The organism is Alcanivorax borkumensis SK2, assembly GCF_000009365.1.
GTDB classification, from domain to species: domain Bacteria; phylum Pseudomonadota; class Gammaproteobacteria; order Pseudomonadales; family Alcanivoracaceae; genus Alcanivorax; species Alcanivorax borkumensis.
The window spans coordinates 2,730,202-2,749,432 of sequence record NC_008260.1; the positions used below are offsets into that span (position 1 = coordinate 2,730,202).

A 19,231-nucleotide genomic window follows, 5' to 3' on the forward strand; every position below is an offset into this window, starting at 1 on the left:
ACCGTTAAACGTGGAAACACAGTGATCGGTGCAACCCGGGCCTGAACGGTTATTGCTTCGCGCTGGCCACATGGAAGGCCGGGCGCCACGCCAACAGCCCTGCCCACGCCTTTCTACTTTGAATGCTCTCCTTTCTGCTCAATCCCCCACCCGAGCAAAGCGGGGCTGCACTTTGCCATCTCGCTCTACGGTCTCGATAAACATGGCCAATGGGCGCACCCACAGGGCCTGATCCCCGTAGAGCGGGTGGTAAACCACCACGGTTTCGCCGGTCTCAGAATGGGTTGCCAAGCCAAGCACTTGGTATTCGTTACCTTTGAAGTGCCGGTAACGACCGGGTTGCAACTCGCTCATGGCACATCTCCTGGTAGCGGGCTGCGCGGCAAACGCTCGGCAATGGCCGCCAGCACTTGAGGATTCCACGGTAGCCCCACATGGGTACCCTGCACTTCCACATTTTCAGTCATTGGCCCGCTTTCTTCCTGGCTGCACTGCCAAGCCACGATGCCGTCTTCACGGGTAAAGATGGCTGTGCACGGCACGGGTGGGGCCGCAATGCGTTGGTTAAAGGCCTCCCTGTCGGTTGGAGGTCGATTCGGATTGAACCAACTAAAAAGCGTGGACACATTATTGGCGTCTGGATCGCCATTGATAGGGCTACCCAGAGTAAAGACCTGACTCACCAGATCAGGAAAGGCCCGCGCCAGTTCCCGAGCAAACACTCCGCCCAAGCTCCAACCTACTAGCGCGACCGGTTGCTGGTGCCGCGCGCTGATTTCTTGCAACTGGGTAACTAACAGGTTTTTACGTTTGCTATTCATGCCCAGATTCGTGCCCTGGGCCCAGCCATACACGTTATACCCCAGCTTACCCAGGGCCATGCGCAAGGGCCGAGTGCTCAAGTCGCTGGCCCCAAAACCGGGCAAAACAATCACGGGCTGCCTTTTACCTAACGGCAGTTGCTTGTGCTCCAAGCCCCGTAAAAGGTAGCGCCCATAGGCCCATGCTGCGCGGCTTTCGCCTAGCAGAAGTTTGATTGATGGTGGTGCGATAACAGGTGTCATTACTGGCCCTCGGGCTGTTTCCGGCGCCATTAGCAACGGCGCATTATGGAACAATGGTAACCTGTCTGAGTGGGGTGGGGGTGGCTGACTGGCGACCGGCAGCAGCCAGACGGTCAATGATTTGCCGGGGAACGGTCTGCAGCGAATACAGTCATACTCTGCCAGCGGGGTCGGACGACTCACCCTTTTACGCAACCTATTTTTATCAACAAGGAGCGCCCATGAAAAAAGGATTTATCGCTTTCATTACTGCCTCATTACTCAGCAGCACTGGCATGGCCATGGCTACCCCCCCTAGCAGCCCGAACGTATTTGGCTGGGTGGAAAAGTCCATGTTGATGCCCTGGGGTGTGGAATTGAAAACCAAGCTGGACAGCGGCGCGCTCACTTCGTCTCTGCACGCCACCGATGTGGATGTTTTCGAGAAAGATGGCGACGACTGGGTACGCTTTACCGTGGATGTAGTGGATGAGGCCACCGGCAAAAAAGTGGAAAAAACCTTTGAGAAACCACGCTACCGTAAAGTGGTGATTCGGGGTGCCGGCGGCACCGAGCGTCGTCCGGTGGTATTAATGAAAGTGTGCATGGGCAACACGGTATATGAAGAACAGTTCACCCTGAATGACCGGTCTGACATGATTTATCCGGTTCTTCTCGGCCGGCGCACCATTTCTCACTTGGGTTATCTGGACGTGACACAGACCTTCCAGCATTCACCCCAATGCGATGAGAATTCGCCGGTGAAAATGGATAAAGACCAACAGGACGATAAGGACATTGAGGACTGAGCAGCAACGCGCATCGCTGTCATCAAATGATTAAACGCATTACCCGCGCCCCTGAATGGGGAGCGCGGGCAAAGCCTTTGCGAAACGGCGGTTACGCCGGATTCACTTCAAAATAACCGTACAGGCTGTCAATGGCGTCGCGTAGCACCTTGCCCTGCAAGCTAATACGCGCCTGCAATTCGGCTACCGCGTCTTCTGCGTCCAGTGCATCTATGTTTTCCTGTAGCAGATCCAGCGCCTTAATACGCTTGATCTCCAGCTTGTCGTTGATATCCAGTTCTAACGAATCCTGCCAAGCCAAGTTGATACGGGTGGCGACCATCCCCGTTTCCAGGTGTGCGAGAATTTCTTCCTGCCCTAGGTCCACGGCGGTGAACTTGACTGCGGCCCCTTCATCCTTGATGCCTTTCAGCTCACAACGGTCTCCCAGAGTGAAGCCTTCCGGCAGCAGTTTGGTATCGCGCAACCAATTGCTAAAGCTTGTGTAAGGGGCCGAGTTTGGCGCCGGGTACGCTACGGGCAGGGTGCCGATGGCTTTACGCAGGCAGGCGATGACTTCTTCACCGCGACTGGCGGAGGAAGAATCCACCATTACCCGCTTACGCTCAGTGTCGATAAGCAAGGAGGTGCGGCGCGAGCGAGTAAAAGCCCGAGGCATCAGCTCGAAGGTAATCTGCTCTTTAAGATCGGCCTTTTCTTTGCGCCCAACCTTGCGACCTTCTTCTTGCTGAATGTGCTCCACTTTTTCATCCAACAGTTCCTTGATCACCGGCCCAGGCAACAAGCGAGCGGTTTCTTGATAGGTGCAAAAAATAAACCCGTCCACCGCGTAGGCCATGGGGTCTTGCCCCTTGAGCGGCGGCACAAACCCTTCTGTGCGCTCCGTCTGCGAGCCACAGGGTTGGCAACGGTTCTGGTCGAGAATTTCATCCAGTTCGGCCACGGAGCAGGGGAAGGCTTCTTCACCCACAAAGACAGTCAGGTTCTTGATCCACATAGAGTTTTCCAAAAGCAGGGGCAGTGAGAAAATGCACTGCCGATAATGAGGGCGGCCAACGCCGGTCGGCCACAGTAGCGAAATGCCGAGGGCGGCTCAAGCAGGGAAGCACCCCAGCCTGCCGGGAATCAAACCAGGATTCATCAGGAACCCAACCGCCACTGGCAAAGTCCCACTATCAGAAACGCAAATACACACAGGCTTAACAGGAGCAGACCATGAAAACGCTGACTTTCGAAAATGGTGACACCCTACCCATGCTGGGCCTGGGCACCTGGAAATCCGCTCCCGGCGAGGTGTACAACGCCGTCAGAAGCGCCATTGAGATGGGTTATCGGCATATCGACTGTGCCCATATTTATGGCAACGAGGACGAAATCGGCAGAGCCCTAAGCGATGTATTGTCCGCCGGCACAGTAACCCGCGAACAATTGTGGATTACCTCAAAACTGTGGAACAGTGACCATGCCCCCGAGGATGTTCAGCCCGCACTGGAAACCACCTTACGTAACCTGCAGCTGGATTATCTCGACCTTTATCTCATGCACTGGCCGGTCGCTCTGAAGCCGGGCGTATCCTTTCCTGAATCTGCCGACGACATGGTGTCACTGAACGATTTACCGGTGGAAACCACCTGGGCGGCCATGGAAGCGCTGGTGGACAACAATCTGACTCGGCAGATCGGCGTGTCGAATTTCAGCGTAAAAAAACTGCAGGATTTAATAGGCAAGGCACAACGCAAACCCGCCATGAACCAAGTAGAGCTACATCCTTATTTGCAACAACAGAGCATGCTGGATTTCTGCCAACAACAAGGCATCCATCTCACGGCCTATGCTCCACTGGGCTCATCCGATCGCCCCGCTGGCTTAAAAGCTGAGGGCGAACCGGCACTGCTGGAAGACCCGATTATCCATGAGATTGCTGACCGTCATCGTGCCAGCCCGGCTCAAGTGTTGATCAGCTGGGCTCTACATCGCAACACAGCGGTAATCCCCAAATCGGTTAACCCGGAGCGCCTAAAACAAAACCTGGCTGCCGAGGAACTGACCCTCAGCGACGAGGACATGGATGCCATTCGCTCACTGGACAAGCATCGCCGTTACGTGGACGGTGGTTTCTGGGCACAACCGGGCAGCGATTACACTGTCGCTAATCTTTGGGATGATTGACGCTAGCAAAAAAATCGAGGGGTTTTTGTAACGCCGTGGCCGGCACCTGCATCTACTGGCATTGATTTCCCACACTCCATTATCAGGGAGCCACTGAAAAACGCCTTACGTGCTTAACGTGGCCTTACGCGTGCAGCGGTTGTTTCTTGCCTTCACGGGCGGGGGCGCCCCTTCCTAGGGATTGGGTTCAACCGATGTGCGCTTAAGGCCCAGCATTCACGGCGCTTTTTAGCGGCGCCTTAATAGCAAAAAGGATCGACCATGGATTACTTGCGCACCCCAGATTCCCGCTTCGAGCGATTGCTCGACTACCCTTTCGAGCCAAACTACGTAACCGTGGACGGGCTGCGCATGCATTACGTGGATGAGGGGCCAGCCGACGGCAAGCCCATTCTGATGCTGCATGGGGAACCAACGTGGTCCTATCTATATCGGCACATGATTCCGATTTGTGCGGCGGCGGGCCACCGGGTGATCGCCCCGGACTTGATCGGTTTCGGTAAATCCGACAAGCCAACGGATATCAATGCTTATAGTTACCAAAACCACATGGACTGGGTTAAGTCCTTACTCGACCAGCTTGAGCTCACCGAAATCACCTTAGTGTGCCAGGACTGGGGCTCACTGATTGGGCTGCGGATGGCCGCGGAGAACGAATCCCGATTCCGCGCTATTGTGGTGGGTAACGGCATGCTGCCCACCGGAGACGAGCAGGCCCCAAAGGCGTTCCATATTTGGAAAGCGTTCGCGATCCACAGCCCGGTACTGCCAATTTCCCGCATTCTCAATGTCGCCACTTTCCGCAAACTCGGCCCCGACGAAATCCGTGCCTACGAGGCGCCATTCCCCAATAGAAAATACAAAACCGCCGCACGTGCTTTTCCCAAGCTGGTGCCGGTGACACCGAACGACCCGGCCACGCAAGCTAACCGTGCAGCGTGGAAGGCGTTGGAGCAATGGAAAAAGCCGTTCTTAACGACCTTCAGCAACGGCGACCCGATTACCCGCGGAGGGGATAAATACATGCAAGAACGCATTCCCGGCGCCCAGGGGCAACCACACCAAACCCTGGTGGGCGGACATTTCTTGCAGGAGGATTCGCCGGTGCAGTTTGCCCAAGCCGTGAATAATTTGCTGGCAGGCATGGACTAATTAAGGCTACCGCGGCATCAAATGGAGGGGGTGCCCGCCCGCGCGCCCCCTCTTTTGGGCGATCAGGCGGCTTGCCTGCTATGTCGGATTACCTCGCTAGGTTCATTGGCCTAATGACTATCGTGGTCAGCGCGGCTCACGGGAAAAGGTGTCGACAAATAACGTTTCCACTTTCTCCCTCGCCCAGGGGGTTTTGCGTAAAAACTTCAAGCTGGATTTCACTGAGGGATCACTGATAAAGCAATTAATTCGAATGCGATCACCCAGCTCTTCCCAGCCATAATGTTCAACCAGGCGCTTCACCACCGTTTCTAGGGTGACGCCATGCAAGGGATTGTTCGGCTGATTCATCAATAGCCCCTTCAGTGAGCCTTGGACAACACGTAACCCTCGCGGGGAAAGTGCACATGAACCTGCCCCACCACGGGGTCGTTACGGCGCAACACCAGAGTGTTGGCATCGCAATAGCAGAGCTCGCCCAATACGGGATCACGGCCATAATCGCATGGGGCTACACGCACAGATTGCCCGAGCAAGGGGGCTTGCTCAACCTGTACCGGCAGAGCCCGCGGCTCGGCCTGGCGTGCAATATCCAAGGCCTTATCGGCGCTAATATCCTTTCGTAAGCCTTGACCGAAAGCCTGCATCCTGTTCATCCAGGCATCCACTTTCGGGTGGCTACTGGCTAGCGGTCGGCCCGCTAAATCGCGGCGAAACCAAAGGCTGTGATAGGCGGAAAAGTCCCCAGCATTGGGGGTATCGCCAAACAGGAAATCCCCTGTTAGCAAAGTTTCCATATGATTTAGGTGCGCCGCCACTTGGCGCCGCATTGTTTTCGGGCTACCCGTCTTCACTTTCGATTTACTGCCCATTCTTATCCGGTCCACCAGCAGGCGCCCCAGGCCCAGTAAGGACGATTCTTTCAAAACCCGGCGCAACAGGGTGAGATTCCCTGCCGTGACAATAGACGCCAGGAAAATCGACAGGTCCACTTCGCTAACAAAGTTTTGTACCTCTTGGCTGCAATTTTCCACGACCAACTCAGGCTTGTTTGCCAACCGGGCAATTTCGCGACTCAGCGTGCGGGTATCACAAAAAATGTCGGCGCCGATTTGAGCCACCGGAATTTTCCGATAACCACCCGCCAGCGGCGCGAGTTTAGGCCGCGGCGGCATTTCTGGCACCGTGACCGACTGCCACTCTAGGCCCGCATAGCCCAACATGGCCCGGGCCTTTTCGGAAAACGGCGAGAGTGTGTAATGGTGTAGAATCAGTTCCGACATAAAGGCATCCTATGCTACGCCAACAATGTGCCGGCAAGCCTCGTCCCCACGGGCGTGAAGGTCAAGCGCGCATTGCGTTCCCCTTGCATTGGAAACGCCATAATGGGCGAAACGCTTTGCTGCTGGTGCGTCATCCTCGTGTTGTACGCCGGGTCGCGCCCCTAGACGACCGGTCTAATTTACTGTTAGGATAACCTCCATGACCGAACACGTCGCCACGCCACAGCCTGACAAACATCGCGATACCCGCCAGCACCTGCTGGATACTGGCCGCGAGATTCTCGCTGCACGCGGTTTCAGTTCTGTGGGTTTGAGCGCCATTCTGCAAGCCGCCGGTGTACCGAAAGGGTCGTTCTACCATTACTTTCAGTCCAAAGAGCGGTTTGGCCAAGCCTTACTGGAAGATTACTTTACCCACTACCTGCAGGATCTGGATTGCCGTTTTGCCGATGACAGCACTCCAGCCATCGGCAGGCTGATGCAGTATTGGCAAGACTGGCAAGAAAACTACTGCGGCCCCACCGGCCTAGGTGATTGCCTAGTGGTCAAACTCAGCGCCGAAGTTGCCGACCTCTCTGAAGCCATGCGCCTCACTTTGCGTGATGGCACCGAGCAAATCATTTCACGCATTGCCGACTGCATCGACGCCGCCATTGCCGATGGCTCTCTACACTCGCAACCTGCCCATCAAACCGCAGGCAACCTTTATCAATTATGGCTGGGCGCCAGCCTGCTCACTAAGCTGCACCGCAATGCGCAACCCATGAACCAGGCCATGACGCTGACCCAAAACCTGCTCGCTCGCTAACACACAAACACAGAACGCCACAGGCCCGCGGTTTAGCGGGCTTTTTTACCGGCCATCTATAGACGACCGGTCTAATTTAAACGCATCACCGACCAAGGATACCGCATCATGAACAACTTTGATTTCTACAACCCCACTCGTATCGCCTTTGGCGAAGGAAAAATTGCGGCTCTCGACACCCTGGTTCCCGCCAACGCCAACGTGCTGATTCTGTTTGGGGGCGAAAGCGCGCGCCGCACCGGCACCCTGACCGAAGTGGAAGCGGCATTGGGCGATCGTCGCGTACAGCTCTTTGGTGGCATTGAACCCAACCCCAGTTTTGAAACCCTGATGGAAGCGGTGAGCGTGGTACAGCGTGATGGCATCGATTATCTGCTGGCTGTGGGCGGAGGATCCGTAATCGACGGCACCAAGTTTGTCGCGGCGGCTTCGCTATTCGAGGGGGATGCTTGGAACATCCTGCTCAAGGGCGGCAGCAATATTCACCGCGCCCTACCGTTCGGCTCGGTACTGACCTTGCCCGCCACGGGATCGGAAATGAACAAGGGCGCCGTGGTAACGCGCAAGTCGCTGCATGCGAAGCTCCCTTTCCACAGTGAGCATGTGTTCCCGCAATTTTCCGTGTTGGATCCCACTAAAAGCTACACCTTGCCGCCCCGGCAAGTGGCCAACGGTGTGGTCGATGCCTTTGTTCATATTGTTGAGCAATACCTGACCTATCCAGCCGACGCTCCCGTGCAAGACCGATTCGCGGAAGGCTTGCTGCAAACGCTGATTGAAATTGGCCCGCAGGCCTTAGCGGAACCAGAACATTATCAGGTACGCGCTAACCTAATGTGGGTGGCCACCCTAGCGCTGAATGGCCTGATTGGCTCCGGCGTTCCTCAGGACTGGGCTACACATATGCTGGGGCATGAGCTCACGGCCCTGCATGGCCTGGATCATGCTCAAACCTTAGCCATTGTCCTCCCGACAATGCTGGCTGAGCGCAAGGAAGCAAAACGCGACAAACTGGTGCAGTACGCGCAGCGGGTTTGGGCTATCAACGAAGGCAGTGATGAACAGAAGGCGGATTTGGCCATTGAAAAAACCCGTGATTTCTTCGAAGGCCTAGGCGTGAAAACCCGGCTAGCGGACTATCAATTGGCTGCCGAGCACATTGAGCCGCTTATCGACAGCCTTGAAGCGCATGGCATGACGGCTCTGGGGGAACACAACGACGTCACCCCTGAGGTATGCCGCCGAGTACTGCACGCCAGCCTTTAACAAGGGCGCGAGCACTCCCTTTACAACACCATCATCCCGACCCGGGGTGATGGTGAAATCACAGAACGGAGATCACCCAATGAATATTCTGATGATTCTTACCTCCCACAATCAACTGGGCGATACCGGCCATAAAACCGGTTTTTGGCTGGAGGAGTTCGCCGCACCCTACTATGTTTTCAAAGATGCCGGTGCGCAGATCACCCTGGCTTCGCCCAAAGGCGGTCAGCCCCCTCTCGACCCAAACAGCGCCACACCGGACGCACAAACCGCAGCCACGGACCGATTCAACCAGGACAGCGAGGCTCAAGCCGCACTGGCCAACACTCGGACTCTGGCGGAAATACACGCCGATGCATTTGATGCGGTGTTCTATCCTGGCGGGCACGGCCCGCTTTGGGATTTAGCAGAAGATGCCACCTCTATTGCCCTGGTTGAATCGTTTAACGATGCGGGCAAACCTGTGGGCGCGGTCTGCCACGCACCGGCGATTTTCCGTCACACGCGCCACAACGGCCAACCACTGGTTAAAGGCCGTACCGTTACCGGCTTCACCAATGGTGAGGAAGAGGGCGTACAACTCACCCACGTGGTTCCTTTCTTGGTGGAAGACATGCTCAAAGCTAACGGTGGGCTCTACAAGAAAGGGGAGGACTGGGCCAGCCATGTGGTCACTGACGGTAATGTGGTGACCGGGCAGAACCCCGCCTCATCCGCAGACAGTGCTAAAGCAATACTGGCCCTTTTAGACCACTCCAGCCGGCATTAAATGCCCGAGCCCGACGCCAGGAACGCAAAAAAAATGAGCCTCACGTGAGGCTCATTTTATCAACCTGTCAATTGGCAGCCGTTGTGGCCGGCAGGCGCCCTTTTAATCGCAGGAGGCAGGAGGCACTGCCTCCCCTGCCTTATTTACTCGTAACTAAGGTCTGTTGCCTTCCCACGAAACACCCGATAAATGAAGAACGTATAGCCAAGAATCATCGGCAATGTAATCACCGTTCCCCAAAACGTGAACAACAACGACTCCGTGGCTGAAGCTGATTCCCAAATCGACAACCGACCCAGCACAATATCCGGAAATAAACTGTAGGCCAGGCCAAGACTCGCCAGCACACACATCACAATCAGAGACAAGAACGCCAGCCAGCCATAACCATTATCCAAAATCTTACGGCTGTTAAATACCCAGATCAGCCCCGCATAAGCCAGTGCGGTAGCAATCGGAATGGGCATCAAGCCGATAGCGTTTGGCAGAGTGAACCATTTGTCTGCAATGGCTTCACTGACCAAGGGCGTAGCAACGGAAATAAGCAGTAAAAAGCCGCCCATAGGCAAGACTGCCCGCCGCCCCCAACGCACTGCCTTGTTAAACAACGCGCCTTCCGTCTTGATTAGCAACCAGGAGGCACCCAGCATGATGTAAAGTGCCGGTAACGCCAGTGCGATCAGGATAGCGAACATAATATTGGTGGCATCCCCGGTAAGCCCCGTCACAAAAGCACCCAGCATCCAGCCCTGCGATACTGACGCGACCAGCGAACCCACTGCAAATAGCGAGTTCCATTTGCCCTTATGTTTGTCGCCAGCCTTAACGCGGAAGTCGAACGACACACCGCGAAGTATCAGCCCCATCAACATCAGCGTTACAGGCAAGTAGAGAGAAGTGAGCACTAACCCGTGGGCCTGAGGAAAAGCAATTAGTAAAATACCAACCCCCAATACAATCCAGGTTTCGTTGGCATCCCAAAACGGGCCAATGGCGGCCACCATGACATCTTTCTCTTCTTCATCGGCAAACGGCAATAGCAAACCGATGCCCAAGTCATAGCCATCGAGCACCACATAAATCAGCAGCGCCAACCCCATGGCGCCGGCAAAGAACAACGGAAGCCAATATCCAATATCCATCACGCTTCTCCTTCTGCTTGTTCATCGTCGGCTCGTTCAGCTTTCATAGCCCGCTGCTGTGGGGTCAGAGACAAGGAGCGCGCCGGCTTGGTGGCCATGTAGCGCAATGCCGCGATGTAAGACACCAATAGAAAGACGTACAGCAATACGTAACCAAACAACGTGCCCATGACCGTGGCGCTACTGTGATCTGCTACCACCTCGGAGGTTCGCATCAGGCCACTGACCATCCACGGCTGGCGGCCAATCTCGGTGACATACCAGCCAGCCAAGACCGCCACCCAGCCCGAAAATGTCATCACCGATAGGGCCCGCAATAACCATACTTGAGCATCCCGGTTTTCATCACGTCGCCGGAACAATCGCCAAGCGGCCCACCAACCGACCAACACCATCAATACCCCTACGCCCACCATGACCCGAAAAGACCAGAACACGGGCGCCACCGGCGGATGGTCGCCCTCAAAATCGTTCAACCCTTTCAGTTCACCATTCCAGTCATGGGTCAGGATAAGGCTGCCCAAGCCGGGCACTTTAATGGCCATATGAGTAGTACGCTGCTCCTCATCAGGGAATCCAAATAGGGTCAGCGGGACATTGCTCTCGGTCTCCCATACCCCTTCCATGGCGGCAATCTTGGCCGGTTGGTGTTCTAGGGTATTCAAGCCGTGAAGATCGCCTATCCAGACTTGCAAGGGAGCCAGTACCGCAGCCATCACCGCGCCGGTGCGCATCACTTTCCAGGTAGCTGGGCCATCGACCCTGCGCATGGCCCGCCAGGCACTAACCCCCATAATCAGGAACGCGGCGGTAAGGAGAGAGGCATTAAACATATGCGCCAGGCGATAGGGAAACGAAGGATTAAAGATCGCCGTCCACCAGCTATCCACGTAAAAAACGCCATCCTCCAAGCGAAACCCTGTTGGCGTCTGCATCCAAGAATTAAGGCTGAGAATCCAAAATGCGGAAAAACTGGTGCCCACAGCCACTAACGCACAGGACGTCAGGTGGAGGCGATTGGAGACACGGTTTTTACCGAACAGCATGATGCCAAGAAACGAGGCCTCAAGAAAAAACGCGGTCAGCACTTCGTACCCTAGCAATGGCCCGGCAATGTTCCCCGCCTTTTCCATAAAGCCTGGCCAGTTAGTGCCGAACTGGAAACTCATGGTGATGCCGGACACCACACCCAATGCAAAACTGAGTGCAAAAATCTTCACCCAGAAAAAATAGGCATATTCCCAAGCCTTATCTCCGGAGAAGGTGTAGCGCAACCGGAAATAAAAGAGCACCCAACACAGGCCTATGGTGATAGTAGGAAACAAGATATGAAAGCTGATGTTGGCGGCAAACTGAAGCCGGGCCAACAGGAACGGATCAAATTCCACCGAAGCAACTCCTTCGCTTAATTGAATGGCAGGGGTTCACTCCTAGAGACAATATCATAGAAACTTGCAAGCTAAATGAGACAAATGGTCCATGTTTAACCTCGATCAACCGCAAAATACACGACAACAAATTCCGCAGGTGTTAACATGCTGTATACAGTGGCAACATTTCTATACCTCGACCACTACACGTTATGCACAGCATGTATCCACTTTAGCCAACAAAATGCATGCCATGAAACTGGTAGTTCAACCAGATCATGCATAATAAGTTCACTTTCGGAGAGCATTACATGAAAAGAAGAATGGGGCTGGTAGCCCTAGCCACCGCAGCCATGTTATCCCTAAGCGGCAACGCCATGGCGTTAACCAAGCGCAGCTTCTGCGTCTTTGATCTCATCGGTGCCAATGGCGACACCTTTAATATCATGCGCGACTACAAAACTGCCGCTGTAGCTTGGGGCGTAGATGTTGAACTGAAACCTTACACCGATGAGAAAATCGCTTCCGAAGACCTAAAAGCCGGCCAGTGTGATGCTGCCGTTCTCACCGGTATCCGTGGCCGTCAGTTCAACCGATATACTGGCAGCATGGACTCCATCGGCGCTATTCCTACCTACGACGCCATGAGAACTGTCATCGCTGTGATTGCCAGCAACAGCCCCAGCGTCAACAAACATTTGGTTGCCGGCCCGTATGAAGTGGGCGGTATTGTTCCGCTTGGTGCCGCTTTCTTGTTCCTCAAGGACCGTGAAATTGACACCGTGGAAGAACTGGCGGGTAAATCCATCGCCGTACTAGAATATGACAGCGCCCAAGCCCACATGGCCTCCCGCGTTGGCATGTCCCCGGTTATGTCTGATATCACCAACTTCTCAACTCGCTTTAACAATGGCTCTGTCGATGTCTGCTTTGCCCCGGTGATGGGCTACTCTGCGCTTGAGCTTTATAAAGGCATGGCCCCCGATGGCGGCCTTCAGGATTATGTGCTCGGTCAGCTGAGCGCCCAGATTATCCTCAAACATGAAAAATTCCCTGAAGGCTTTGGCGAGAAATCCCGCGCCTTTATGTTCGGCCAGTTTGACCGCGCCATGAAGCTAATCGATAACGCCAGCAACGAAATCGCTGAGCGCTGGTGGATTCGCATTTCTAAGGAAGGCAAGCTGCGCTACGACGAAATGATGCGCGAAGCGCGGATTGGGCTGACTGAAAAAGGCGTCTACAGCAAAGACATGATGTCCCTGCTGCTTAAGGTACGCTGCAAACAGGAGCCATCACGGGCGGAGTGTGTAAACCCACAAGAATAACCCCTCCTCCTCACACACCGTCGCCATGTATTCTGGCGGCGGTGCGCTTTACCCCTTTCCCATCCTCACCTTAGTTCCACGCCAAACCCACATCACGGATGCGCCGGAACCTGGCTGTTATAAATCTAATCTATAGCGATTTATGGATCTGATCTCGGCAGGTATTCGCACTGCTGCCCTTTAAAATAATAAGCCCCAGAACGACAAGAGGCCCTTACCTAGGGGGACAGTAAAACCCTTAGCAAACGTTCTCGCACGGTTCCGTTAACTCGCAGCCCCACCAAGAAAAGCACCGTGAAATGCTACAGGCTGGGCGAACGACCAAATCGGCAAGGTCTCCCGTCCGTACAGACTCTGATACTCTGTAGGCGACCACATTACTGCCACCATTCAGGATATTGCATGCCAAGCGCGTTCGGCTTCCGTTTCGACAACACCTACCGTCGGCTGCCCGAGGCCCTATTCTCAGATTGCCTCCCGCAACCGGTCAGTACACCCGCCTTTGTCTTGTTCAACGATAATCTAGCCCAAGAGCTGGGGCTGGATAGCGAAGCCCTGTCGGAGCACCCCGAATTTTTCAGTGGCAATGAATTACTGGCAGGCAGTGAACCCATCGCCCAGGCTTATGCGGGCCACCAGTTTGGCAGCCTGACCATGCTCGGCGATGGCCGCGCTGTTCTGCTGGGTGAGCAGCTGGATGGCCACGGGCAACGCCATGACATCCAGCTTAAAGGCGCCGGCCGCACTCCTTTTTCCCGAGGTGGCGATGGCCGTGCAGCCCTTGGCCCCATGTTGCGCGAATACATTGTCAGCGAAGCGCTCCACGCGCTGAATATTGCTACCACTCGCAGCCTGGCCGTTACCCGCACCGGCGACAGAGTGCGCCGGGACACCCTGCTTCCCGGGGCCATCCTGACCCGGGTGGCGGCATCACATATTCGTGTCGGCACCTTCCAGTACGCCGCCGGACAACAAGACCCTGTGTTGCTGGAAAAACTGGTGGATTACACCATCGCGCGCCATTACCCCGCCTTGGAAGGGGCAGAGAATAAAGCCTTGGCTCTATTCGAAGCCGTGATGGATCGGCAAATAGACTTGGTGGTCGACTGGATGCGGGTAGGTTTTATTCACGGTGTGCTCAACACCGACAACGTAACCCTATCCGGCGAGAGTATCGATTTTGGCCCTTGTGCTTTTATGGATCGCTTTGACCCGAACACGGTGTTCAGCTCCATCGACCACCAGGGCCGCTATGCCTATGGTAACCAACCCAGCATTACCCAGTGGAACCTGGGCCGCTTTGCGGAAACGCTGCTCAGAATGATGGACGACAACACAGACATCGCGATCGAAAAAGCCACCACATCACTAAAATCATTTAGCCTGCGTTACGAAGAAAAGTGGCGCGCCATGATGAACAAGAAGCTGGGGTTGTTCGGCAGCGAAACCGAGGACGATACGCTGATTGCCGATTTGCTCACCTGGATGCATGCGCAGAACGCGGACTACACCAATACCTTCCGTGATCTAATCCAGGACGGCCTGCCTGATGGCGAGCAATACCAAAGCGAAGCGTTCCAGCACTGGCACCAACGGTGGCGGGCTCGGCTGGCCCGCAACAGCAAACCACTGGCCTCATCGTTGTGCCTGATGCGTAATCACAACCCGGCGGTGATTCCACGCAACCACTTGGTGGAGCAAGCCCTCCAGGCGGCCAGCGAGGATAACGATATGACACCCACCCATGCCTTGCTGCAAGCACTCTCCGCCCCCTATGCGGACCGGGACAGTGATGACCGTTATCGGCAACCCGCCGCACCCTGCGAGCAAGTCCACCAGACTTTTTGTGGCACCTGAACGAGGCAGCGTCTTAGCATTCTGTCGGATTACAGCTGAGCGTAATCCGACATTCAGCGCTCGATGAACACCATCAGCCCTGCACTTTGTCCTGCGTTTTCAACTCGAAGTCGCTAGCATCGTGACGCTCATGCAACTGGCTGGACGGCTCGCCCCAGGCCCGGTTCACCATGAGGCCACGCTTTACTGCCGGACGCTCACCGATTTGGTTAGTCCAGCGCAGTACATTGGTGTAAGTGTGGGCTTCAATAAACTCCGCCGCTTCATACACTTTGTTAGTCACCAGAGCGCCGTACCAGGGCCACACCGCCATATCCGCGATGGTGTATTCATCACCGGCCAGGTATTCGTTATCCGCCAAACGCCGGTCCAATACATCCAGCTGACGCTTGATCTCCATGGTGTAACGGTCGATGGGGTATTGATACTTTTCCGGCGCGTAGGCATAGAAATGGCCGAAACCGCCCCCCAGTAGCGGCGCACTGCCCATCTGCCAGAACAGCCAGCTCAGGGTTTCGGTGCGGGTCGCCAGCTCCCTGGGCAAAAAGGCACCAAACTTTTCCGCCAAATAAAGCAGAATACTGCCGGACTCGAACACCCGCTGGGGCGGATTGACGCTATGGTCCATCAGCGCGGGAATCTTGGAATTTGGATTCACCTCCACAAAGCCACTGCCGAACTGATCACCCTCCGTAATCTTGATCATCCAAGCATCGTACTGCGCACCGGTGTGCCCCTTTTCCAGCAGTTCTTCCAGCATCACGGTGACTTTCACCCCGTTGGGGGTGGCTAGCGAATAAAGCTGCAAAGGGTGCTCACCAACCGGCAGTGCTTGGTCGTGGGTGGGGCCGGCAATAGGACGATTAATATTGGCGAATTTGCCACCGTTTTCCTGGTCCCATTTCCAGACCCGAGGCGGGGTGTAGGTATCGTCAGACATGCGGGCTCCTAAAGAGAATCAATGCCGCTACTATGGCCAGCAGCGTGCAAGTGAACAAGGGCAATCATGCGATCCATTTTTTCAGCTGAATGAATCAATCCGCTTGCTGCCCAAGCCATACCATCAACCCCTGGCTGTTGAGATTAATATCAAACCCCAACGCATCTTGCAGGGCTTCATCCGATAGCGACACACCATGGTCACGGGCTTTGTCGAACATATACGCTCGCATCGCCGCCTCCAGCCGTTGCAGCAAGGTCGCGTCATCGCCCGGTGCCGCTTTTTTTGCCAATGCCACGTAATCATCCACCATAGCCAGTAAACGCTCCCCCGGCTCCTGAGGCGTCTCCAGCACACCGTAATGGGTCAGGAACATGCGCTTGGGATTCAGTGCCAGTAATTTACGAATCGACAGTTTCAATGCGTCCGGATCGAACTGCACCGGGGTGGTGGTGGGTAAAATGAAGGGACCTTTTTCGGTAGTCAGTGGCGGGTAAGACAAACCAAAGGTATCACCGGTAAAAATACCGCAAGAAAGCGAATCAAAAACACAGAAATGATGACGGGCATGACCTGGGGTATCGTAAAAGTCCAGGCGCCGGTCACCGACCAGAACATGGTCACCTTCGTTCATCTCTCGCACACGGTCAGCCTGCACGGGAATCACATCGCCATAGGTTTTGGCAAAGGCGTCTTCACCGTATACCGCGATGGCCCCCGCCTTGAGCTTGGAAGGGTCAATCATGTGCCGGGCGCCACGGGGATGAATCAACAAGGTGGCGACCGGCAACGCCTGCATCGACCCTCCTACGCCCCCCGCATGGTCAAGATGCACATGGGTGGGAATCACGAACTTGACCTGTTCACGCTCGATCTCCCGCTGTTCCAGCAGGGCGAGAATAATCGGTACGGTATTATGCGTGCCCGTCTCGATGATGGCGTACTCATCACCGCCCTGGAGCAGATAACAGGCCGCCAGCCCATCGCGCATCAAGGCGGTATCAATACGGGTGATATGCTGGCCGAGATCGGCATAAGGCTGGAAGGGCATGAAGCAACTCCTTGCAGGTCAATGGCAGCCCTGACTATAGAGGAAGAGGCAGGCCACTTGCATTCGACCCTAGTCGCAATCGCCAAGCTTGCCTGACACCGCTACACCAGCTCCAGCGTCTTCCCCGTTAAACGGGAAGCCAACTCGCTCGCCACAAACCGGGCGCGGGCCGACAGCGTCCATTGCGCACGATAAATCAGCCACAATGAATCGACCACACGAGGGTCCATTTCCACCACCCGAATTGCATCAGGCCAGGCATAGGCTTCGCGGGCATAGCGTGGAAGCACTGTAAAACCAAACCCCCGCGCCACTGGATCCAGAATCAAACCAATCTGATTCACAAACCCCTTGCACGCAATACTGCGAATGCCGCGATTTCCCGGAAAGACTCTGCTCAATAGCCGTGACGCCATGGCCTGCCCATCCGGATGATCAATAAACCCTAGGTTTTCAAGATCTTCCCAACAACTCACCATAACTTTAGCTGGTACGACCAAATCCAGTGGTTCCTGCGCAAAAAGACACGCCGCCAGTCGCGGGTCGTCTGGCTTGATGGTAACCAGACCTAACTCAAAGTCATTATTTCCCACAGCCTTAAGAACATCATGATCGGGAGCAAAACGATGACGCATCGTCAAACCAGGGTATAAGGCCTGCAAATCCAGCAGCAAAGGATACAGAGACAAACCAATGCTGCCGGGGCTGATCAGGCTGATTTCACCCTGCCGATCATCCTCCCCGGACAAGCGCAAATTTAGCCGTTTTTCTGCCTGCTCCAGGTCTGCGCAATACATCAGCAGTGCCTGACCTGCCGGCGTCAGCTCAATCTGGCGAGGCCGGCGAATCAACAGCGGCCCCAAGGTCTCTTCCAGGTGTCGAATATGCTGGCTGACCGCCGCCTGAGTCAGCCCCAGCTGGTCTGCCGTACGAGTGAAACTGCCCCGCTCCGCTAACACCACAAAAGAACGCAACCATTGAGGGCTGATCATAAGTAAACCTTATCGAGGCAATAAGATGAGCTCCATTTATCTTATAACACAACCCTTTTAGGCTTTCCTCATGCCGTAGCCGCAATCGCCACCAGCCATGAGGCCCCACCATGAACCAGCCCTACCCTCGCAACTTTTCCCACATCGGCCTATCCGTTACCGACCTAGATGCCGCCGTACGCTTCTACACCCAGGTGCTTGGCTGGTATTTAATTATGCCCCCCACTGCCATCACCGAAGATAACAGTGCTATCGGCCTGATGTGCACCGACGTATTCGGAAAGGGCTGGACATCATTACGCATTGCCCACCTTTCCACCGGAGACCGTATTGGTGTGGAGATTTTCGAATTCAACCATGTTGAAAAGCCGGAAAACAATTTTGAGTATTGGAAAACTGGCGTGTTCCATTTCTGCGTTCAGGACCCCGATGTGGAAGGCCTAGCAGAAAAAATTGTGGCCGCAGGAGGCAAACAGCGAATGCCAGTAAGAGAATACTTCCCTGGCGAGAAGCCTTACCGCATGGTGTACATGGAAGACCCTTTCGGAAACATTCTTGAAATCTATAGCCATAGTTACGAGCTGACGTACTCGGCAGGCGCGTATAATTAAACGCCCCTAGCCACAGCGACGGTGCTCGCCCTATAACTACGCTTGCCTATCCCTTGGCCAGCTGCAGCAAATCGCGAGCGTAAGCATTAATATCAAATGGCGTTTCGTCTTCCATGGTTGCAGCTACATGGACGGCCAACACATCAGCCATTTTTTCCAGTGCTTCATCATGGTCCAGGCCATTTTTTGTCAACGCCATCATCACCATGCCGGCCTCGCGGGGATGACCGTCAGCGATCTGATTCTCCACCGCTTCAACCATTGCCTTCTGGGCAAATTCGTCTTCCGCCTGTTCCATTTCATTCATAACAATATTCACTTGCTCTGCTTACTTTATTGTTTGCCACAGATTCAGTATTACTGGACACCGAAGCAACACCCTAGCTTAAGCTTAATGCCCCATGATAACTCGAGATCGCTGCTCGCCTGAACAAGACAGCCTATTCGTCATCAGAACGCTGCATCGGCAAGGGCCGGCTGTCGCCTACCGGGCCAACAAACGTTACCGGCGGCGAATCCGCCAGTGAGCCAACGCAGAGCATGCACTCCCCTTCAGGCGGAGTCGAACTTTCCACATAACGCACCGCATGGCGGGCCCCGCCCCGGTTGCTGGAATATTGCATTCTGCGTTCCGCAGTTTTAGC

The 19,231-nt window shown here is 55.0% G+C and carries 21 protein-coding genes; 9 read left to right on the forward strand and 12 right to left on the reverse strand.

Features of this window, described 5'->3' with window-relative positions:
- Positions 1 to 138: 138 nt before the first annotated feature.
- Together ABO_RS12330 and ABO_RS12335 are read right to left on the reverse strand one after the other, a co-directional pair.
- Complete coding sequence (locus tag ABO_RS12330) at positions 139 to 354, reverse strand: DUF1653 domain-containing protein (protein ID WP_011589683.1); 216 nt, start codon at positions 352 to 354, stop codon at positions 139 to 141.
- Positions 351 to 1,064, reverse strand: coding sequence for an esterase/lipase family protein (locus ABO_RS12335; RefSeq protein WP_035461810.1), 714 nt, complete (start codon positions 1,062 to 1,064; stop codon positions 351 to 353). Before ABO_RS12335 ends, ABO_RS12330 begins: the two co-directional genes overlap by 4 nt.
- Positions 1,065 to 1,285: 221 nt before the next feature.
- On the opposite strand from ABO_RS12335, the gene ABO_RS12340 reads away from it, so the two are divergent.
- Positions 1,286 to 1,852: an ATP-dependent zinc protease family protein gene (locus ABO_RS12340; protein ID WP_011589686.1), complete on the forward strand. Its 567-nt coding sequence runs from the start codon at positions 1,286 to 1,288 to the stop codon at positions 1,850 to 1,852.
- A 91-nt stretch (positions 1,853 to 1,943) separates the two neighbouring features.
- On the opposite strand, the gene ABO_RS12345 is transcribed toward ABO_RS12340, so the two are convergent.
- Positions 1,944 to 2,849 carry a recombination-associated protein RdgC gene (locus ABO_RS12345; RefSeq protein ID WP_011589687.1) on the reverse strand — a complete coding sequence of 302 codons (906 nt, stop codon included), beginning with the start codon at positions 2,847 to 2,849 and terminating at the stop codon, positions 1,944 to 1,946.
- A gap of 218 nt (positions 2,850 to 3,067) precedes the next feature.
- Here ABO_RS12345 and ABO_RS12350 point away from each other — a divergent pair, with 218 nt between their 5' ends.
- Positions 3,068 to 4,021 carry an aldo/keto reductase gene (locus ABO_RS12350; protein WP_011589688.1) on the forward strand — a complete coding sequence of 318 codons (954 nt, stop codon included), beginning with the start codon at positions 3,068 to 3,070 and terminating at the stop codon, positions 4,019 to 4,021.
- Positions 4,022 to 4,282: 261 nt separating this feature from the next.
- Entirely contained in the window at positions 4,283 to 5,173 is an 891-nt protein-coding gene (locus ABO_RS12355) for a haloalkane dehalogenase (protein WP_011589689.1), read from the forward strand.
- A 126-nt stretch (positions 5,174 to 5,299) separates the two neighbouring features.
- On the opposite strand, the gene ABO_RS12360 is transcribed toward ABO_RS12355, so the two are convergent.
- Both ABO_RS12360 and ABO_RS12365 read right to left on the reverse strand, forming a co-directional pair.
- Positions 5,300 to 5,524, reverse strand: coding sequence for a VF530 family DNA-binding protein (locus ABO_RS12360; protein ID WP_041705103.1), 225 nt, complete (start codon positions 5,522 to 5,524; stop codon positions 5,300 to 5,302).
- 11 nt (positions 5,525 to 5,535) lie between these two features.
- The gene (locus tag ABO_RS12365) at positions 5,536 to 6,456 is read right to left on the reverse strand and encodes a glutathione S-transferase family protein (protein ID WP_011589691.1); all 921 of its coding nucleotides are present in this window, start codon (positions 6,454 to 6,456) and stop codon (positions 5,536 to 5,538) included.
- A 199-nt stretch (positions 6,457 to 6,655) separates the two neighbouring features.
- Here ABO_RS12365 and ABO_RS12370 point away from each other — a divergent pair, with 199 nt between their 5' ends.
- From ABO_RS12370 to ABO_RS12380, 3 genes are all read left to right on the forward strand, one after another.
- A complete protein-coding gene (locus ABO_RS12370; protein ID WP_011589692.1) occupies positions 6,656 to 7,264 on the forward strand; it encodes a TetR/AcrR family transcriptional regulator in 609 nt (202 codons plus the stop codon).
- Between the two features lie 108 nt (positions 7,265 to 7,372).
- Entirely contained in the window at positions 7,373 to 8,530 is a 1,158-nt protein-coding gene (locus tag ABO_RS12375) for an iron-containing alcohol dehydrogenase (protein WP_011589693.1), read from the forward strand.
- 79 nt (positions 8,531 to 8,609) lie between these two features.
- Complete coding sequence (locus ABO_RS12380; RefSeq protein ID WP_011589694.1) at positions 8,610 to 9,299, forward strand: type 1 glutamine amidotransferase domain-containing protein; 690 nt, start codon at positions 8,610 to 8,612, stop codon at positions 9,297 to 9,299.
- Positions 9,300 to 9,442: 143 nt separating this feature from the next.
- Here ABO_RS12380 and ABO_RS12385 read toward each other — a convergent pair whose 3' ends face one another.
- On the reverse strand, positions 9,443 to 10,441 hold the full coding sequence (locus ABO_RS12385) for a cytochrome d ubiquinol oxidase subunit II (RefSeq protein WP_035461647.1): 999 nt from the start codon (positions 10,439 to 10,441) through the stop codon (positions 9,443 to 9,445).
- Entirely contained in the window at positions 10,441 to 11,829 is a 1,389-nt protein-coding gene (locus tag ABO_RS12390; protein ID WP_011589696.1) for a cytochrome ubiquinol oxidase subunit I, read from the reverse strand. Before ABO_RS12390 ends, ABO_RS12385 begins: the two co-directional genes overlap by 1 nt.
- Before the next feature lie 293 nt (positions 11,830 to 12,122).
- Between ABO_RS12390 and ABO_RS12395 the strand changes: the two genes are divergently transcribed.
- Both ABO_RS12395 and ABO_RS12400 read left to right on the forward strand, forming a co-directional pair.
- Positions 12,123 to 13,136 (forward strand): putative solute-binding protein, encoded by a 1,014-nt coding sequence (locus tag ABO_RS12395; RefSeq protein WP_035461642.1) that lies wholly within the window; start codon positions 12,123 to 12,125, stop codon positions 13,134 to 13,136.
- Between the two features lie 402 nt (positions 13,137 to 13,538).
- Positions 13,539 to 14,993: a protein adenylyltransferase SelO gene (locus ABO_RS12400; protein WP_011589698.1), complete on the forward strand. Its 1,455-nt coding sequence runs from the start codon at positions 13,539 to 13,541 to the stop codon at positions 14,991 to 14,993.
- Positions 14,994 to 15,066: 73 nt separating this feature from the next.
- On the opposite strand, the gene yghU is transcribed toward ABO_RS12400, so the two are convergent.
- The 3 genes from yghU to ABO_RS12415 all read right to left on the reverse strand — a co-directional run bounded on the left by yghU (position 15,067) and on the right by ABO_RS12415 (position 17,976).
- A complete protein-coding gene (gene yghU / locus ABO_RS12405; RefSeq protein WP_011589699.1) occupies positions 15,067 to 15,933 on the reverse strand; it encodes a glutathione-dependent disulfide-bond oxidoreductase in 867 nt (288 codons plus the stop codon).
- A gap of 94 nt (positions 15,934 to 16,027) precedes the next feature.
- Positions 16,028 to 16,984, reverse strand: coding sequence for an MBL fold metallo-hydrolase (locus tag ABO_RS12410; RefSeq protein WP_011589700.1), 957 nt, complete (start codon positions 16,982 to 16,984; stop codon positions 16,028 to 16,030).
- 101 nt (positions 16,985 to 17,085) lie between these two features.
- On the reverse strand, positions 17,086 to 17,976 hold the full coding sequence (locus ABO_RS12415; protein ID WP_011589701.1) for a LysR family transcriptional regulator: 891 nt from the start codon (positions 17,974 to 17,976) through the stop codon (positions 17,086 to 17,088).
- Between the two features lie 110 nt (positions 17,977 to 18,086).
- On the opposite strand from ABO_RS12415, the gene ABO_RS12420 reads away from it, so the two are divergent.
- The gene (locus tag ABO_RS12420; protein ID WP_011589702.1) at positions 18,087 to 18,587 is read left to right on the forward strand and encodes a lactoylglutathione lyase family protein; all 501 of its coding nucleotides are present in this window, start codon (positions 18,087 to 18,089) and stop codon (positions 18,585 to 18,587) included.
- 46 nt (positions 18,588 to 18,633) lie between these two features.
- Here ABO_RS12420 and ABO_RS12425 read toward each other — a convergent pair whose 3' ends face one another.
- Positions 18,634 to 18,906: a hypothetical protein gene (locus ABO_RS12425; RefSeq protein ID WP_011589703.1), complete on the reverse strand. Its 273-nt coding sequence runs from the start codon at positions 18,904 to 18,906 to the stop codon at positions 18,634 to 18,636.
- A 121-nt stretch (positions 18,907 to 19,027) separates the two neighbouring features.
- On the reverse strand, positions 19,028 to 19,210 hold the full coding sequence (locus ABO_RS12430; RefSeq protein ID WP_041705105.1) for a hypothetical protein: 183 nt from the start codon (positions 19,208 to 19,210) through the stop codon (positions 19,028 to 19,030).
- Positions 19,211 to 19,231: the final 21 nt, after the last annotated feature.

Coding starts and splice junctions, on each gene's coding strand:
- ABO_RS12330 (WP_011589683.1), bottom strand. CDS start 354: ATGAGCGAGTTGCAACCCGGTCGTTACCGGCACTTCAAAGGTAACGAA.
- ABO_RS12335 (WP_035461810.1), bottom strand. CDS start 1,064: ATGACACCTGTTATCGCACCACCATCAATCAAACTTCTGCTAGGCGAA.
- ABO_RS12340 (WP_011589686.1), top strand. CDS start 1,286: ATGAAAAAAGGATTTATCGCTTTCATTACTGCCTCATTACTCAGCAGC.
- ABO_RS12345 (WP_011589687.1), bottom strand. CDS start 2,849: ATGTGGATCAAGAACCTGACTGTCTTTGTGGGTGAAGAAGCCTTCCCC.
- ABO_RS12350 (WP_011589688.1), top strand. CDS start 3,068: ATGAAAACGCTGACTTTCGAAAATGGTGACACCCTACCCATGCTGGGC.
- ABO_RS12355 (WP_011589689.1), top strand. CDS start 4,283: ATGGATTACTTGCGCACCCCAGATTCCCGCTTCGAGCGATTGCTCGAC.
- ABO_RS12360 (WP_041705103.1), bottom strand. CDS start 5,524: ATGAATCAGCCGAACAATCCCTTGCATGGCGTCACCCTAGAAACGGTG.
- ABO_RS12365 (WP_011589691.1), bottom strand. CDS start 6,456: ATGTCGGAACTGATTCTACACCATTACACACTCTCGCCGTTTTCCGAA.
- ABO_RS12370 (WP_011589692.1), top strand. CDS start 6,656: ATGACCGAACACGTCGCCACGCCACAGCCTGACAAACATCGCGATACC.
- ABO_RS12375 (WP_011589693.1), top strand. CDS start 7,373: ATGAACAACTTTGATTTCTACAACCCCACTCGTATCGCCTTTGGCGAA.
- ABO_RS12380 (WP_011589694.1), top strand. CDS start 8,610: ATGAATATTCTGATGATTCTTACCTCCCACAATCAACTGGGCGATACC.
- ABO_RS12385 (WP_035461647.1), bottom strand. CDS start 10,441: ATGGATATTGGATATTGGCTTCCGTTGTTCTTTGCCGGCGCCATGGGG.
- ABO_RS12395 (WP_035461642.1), top strand. CDS start 12,123: ATGAAAAGAAGAATGGGGCTGGTAGCCCTAGCCACCGCAGCCATGTTA.
- ABO_RS12400 (WP_011589698.1), top strand. CDS start 13,539: ATGCCAAGCGCGTTCGGCTTCCGTTTCGACAACACCTACCGTCGGCTG.
- yghU (WP_011589699.1), bottom strand. CDS start 15,933: ATGTCTGACGATACCTACACCCCGCCTCGGGTCTGGAAATGGGACCAG.
- ABO_RS12410 (WP_011589700.1), bottom strand. CDS start 16,984: ATGCCCTTCCAGCCTTATGCCGATCTCGGCCAGCATATCACCCGTATT.
- ABO_RS12415 (WP_011589701.1), bottom strand. CDS start 17,976: ATGATCAGCCCTCAATGGTTGCGTTCTTTTGTGGTGTTAGCGGAGCGG.
- ABO_RS12420 (WP_011589702.1), top strand. CDS start 18,087: ATGAACCAGCCCTACCCTCGCAACTTTTCCCACATCGGCCTATCCGTT.
- ABO_RS12430 (WP_041705105.1), bottom strand. CDS start 19,210: ATGCAATATTCCAGCAACCGGGGCGGGGCCCGCCATGCGGTGCGTTAT.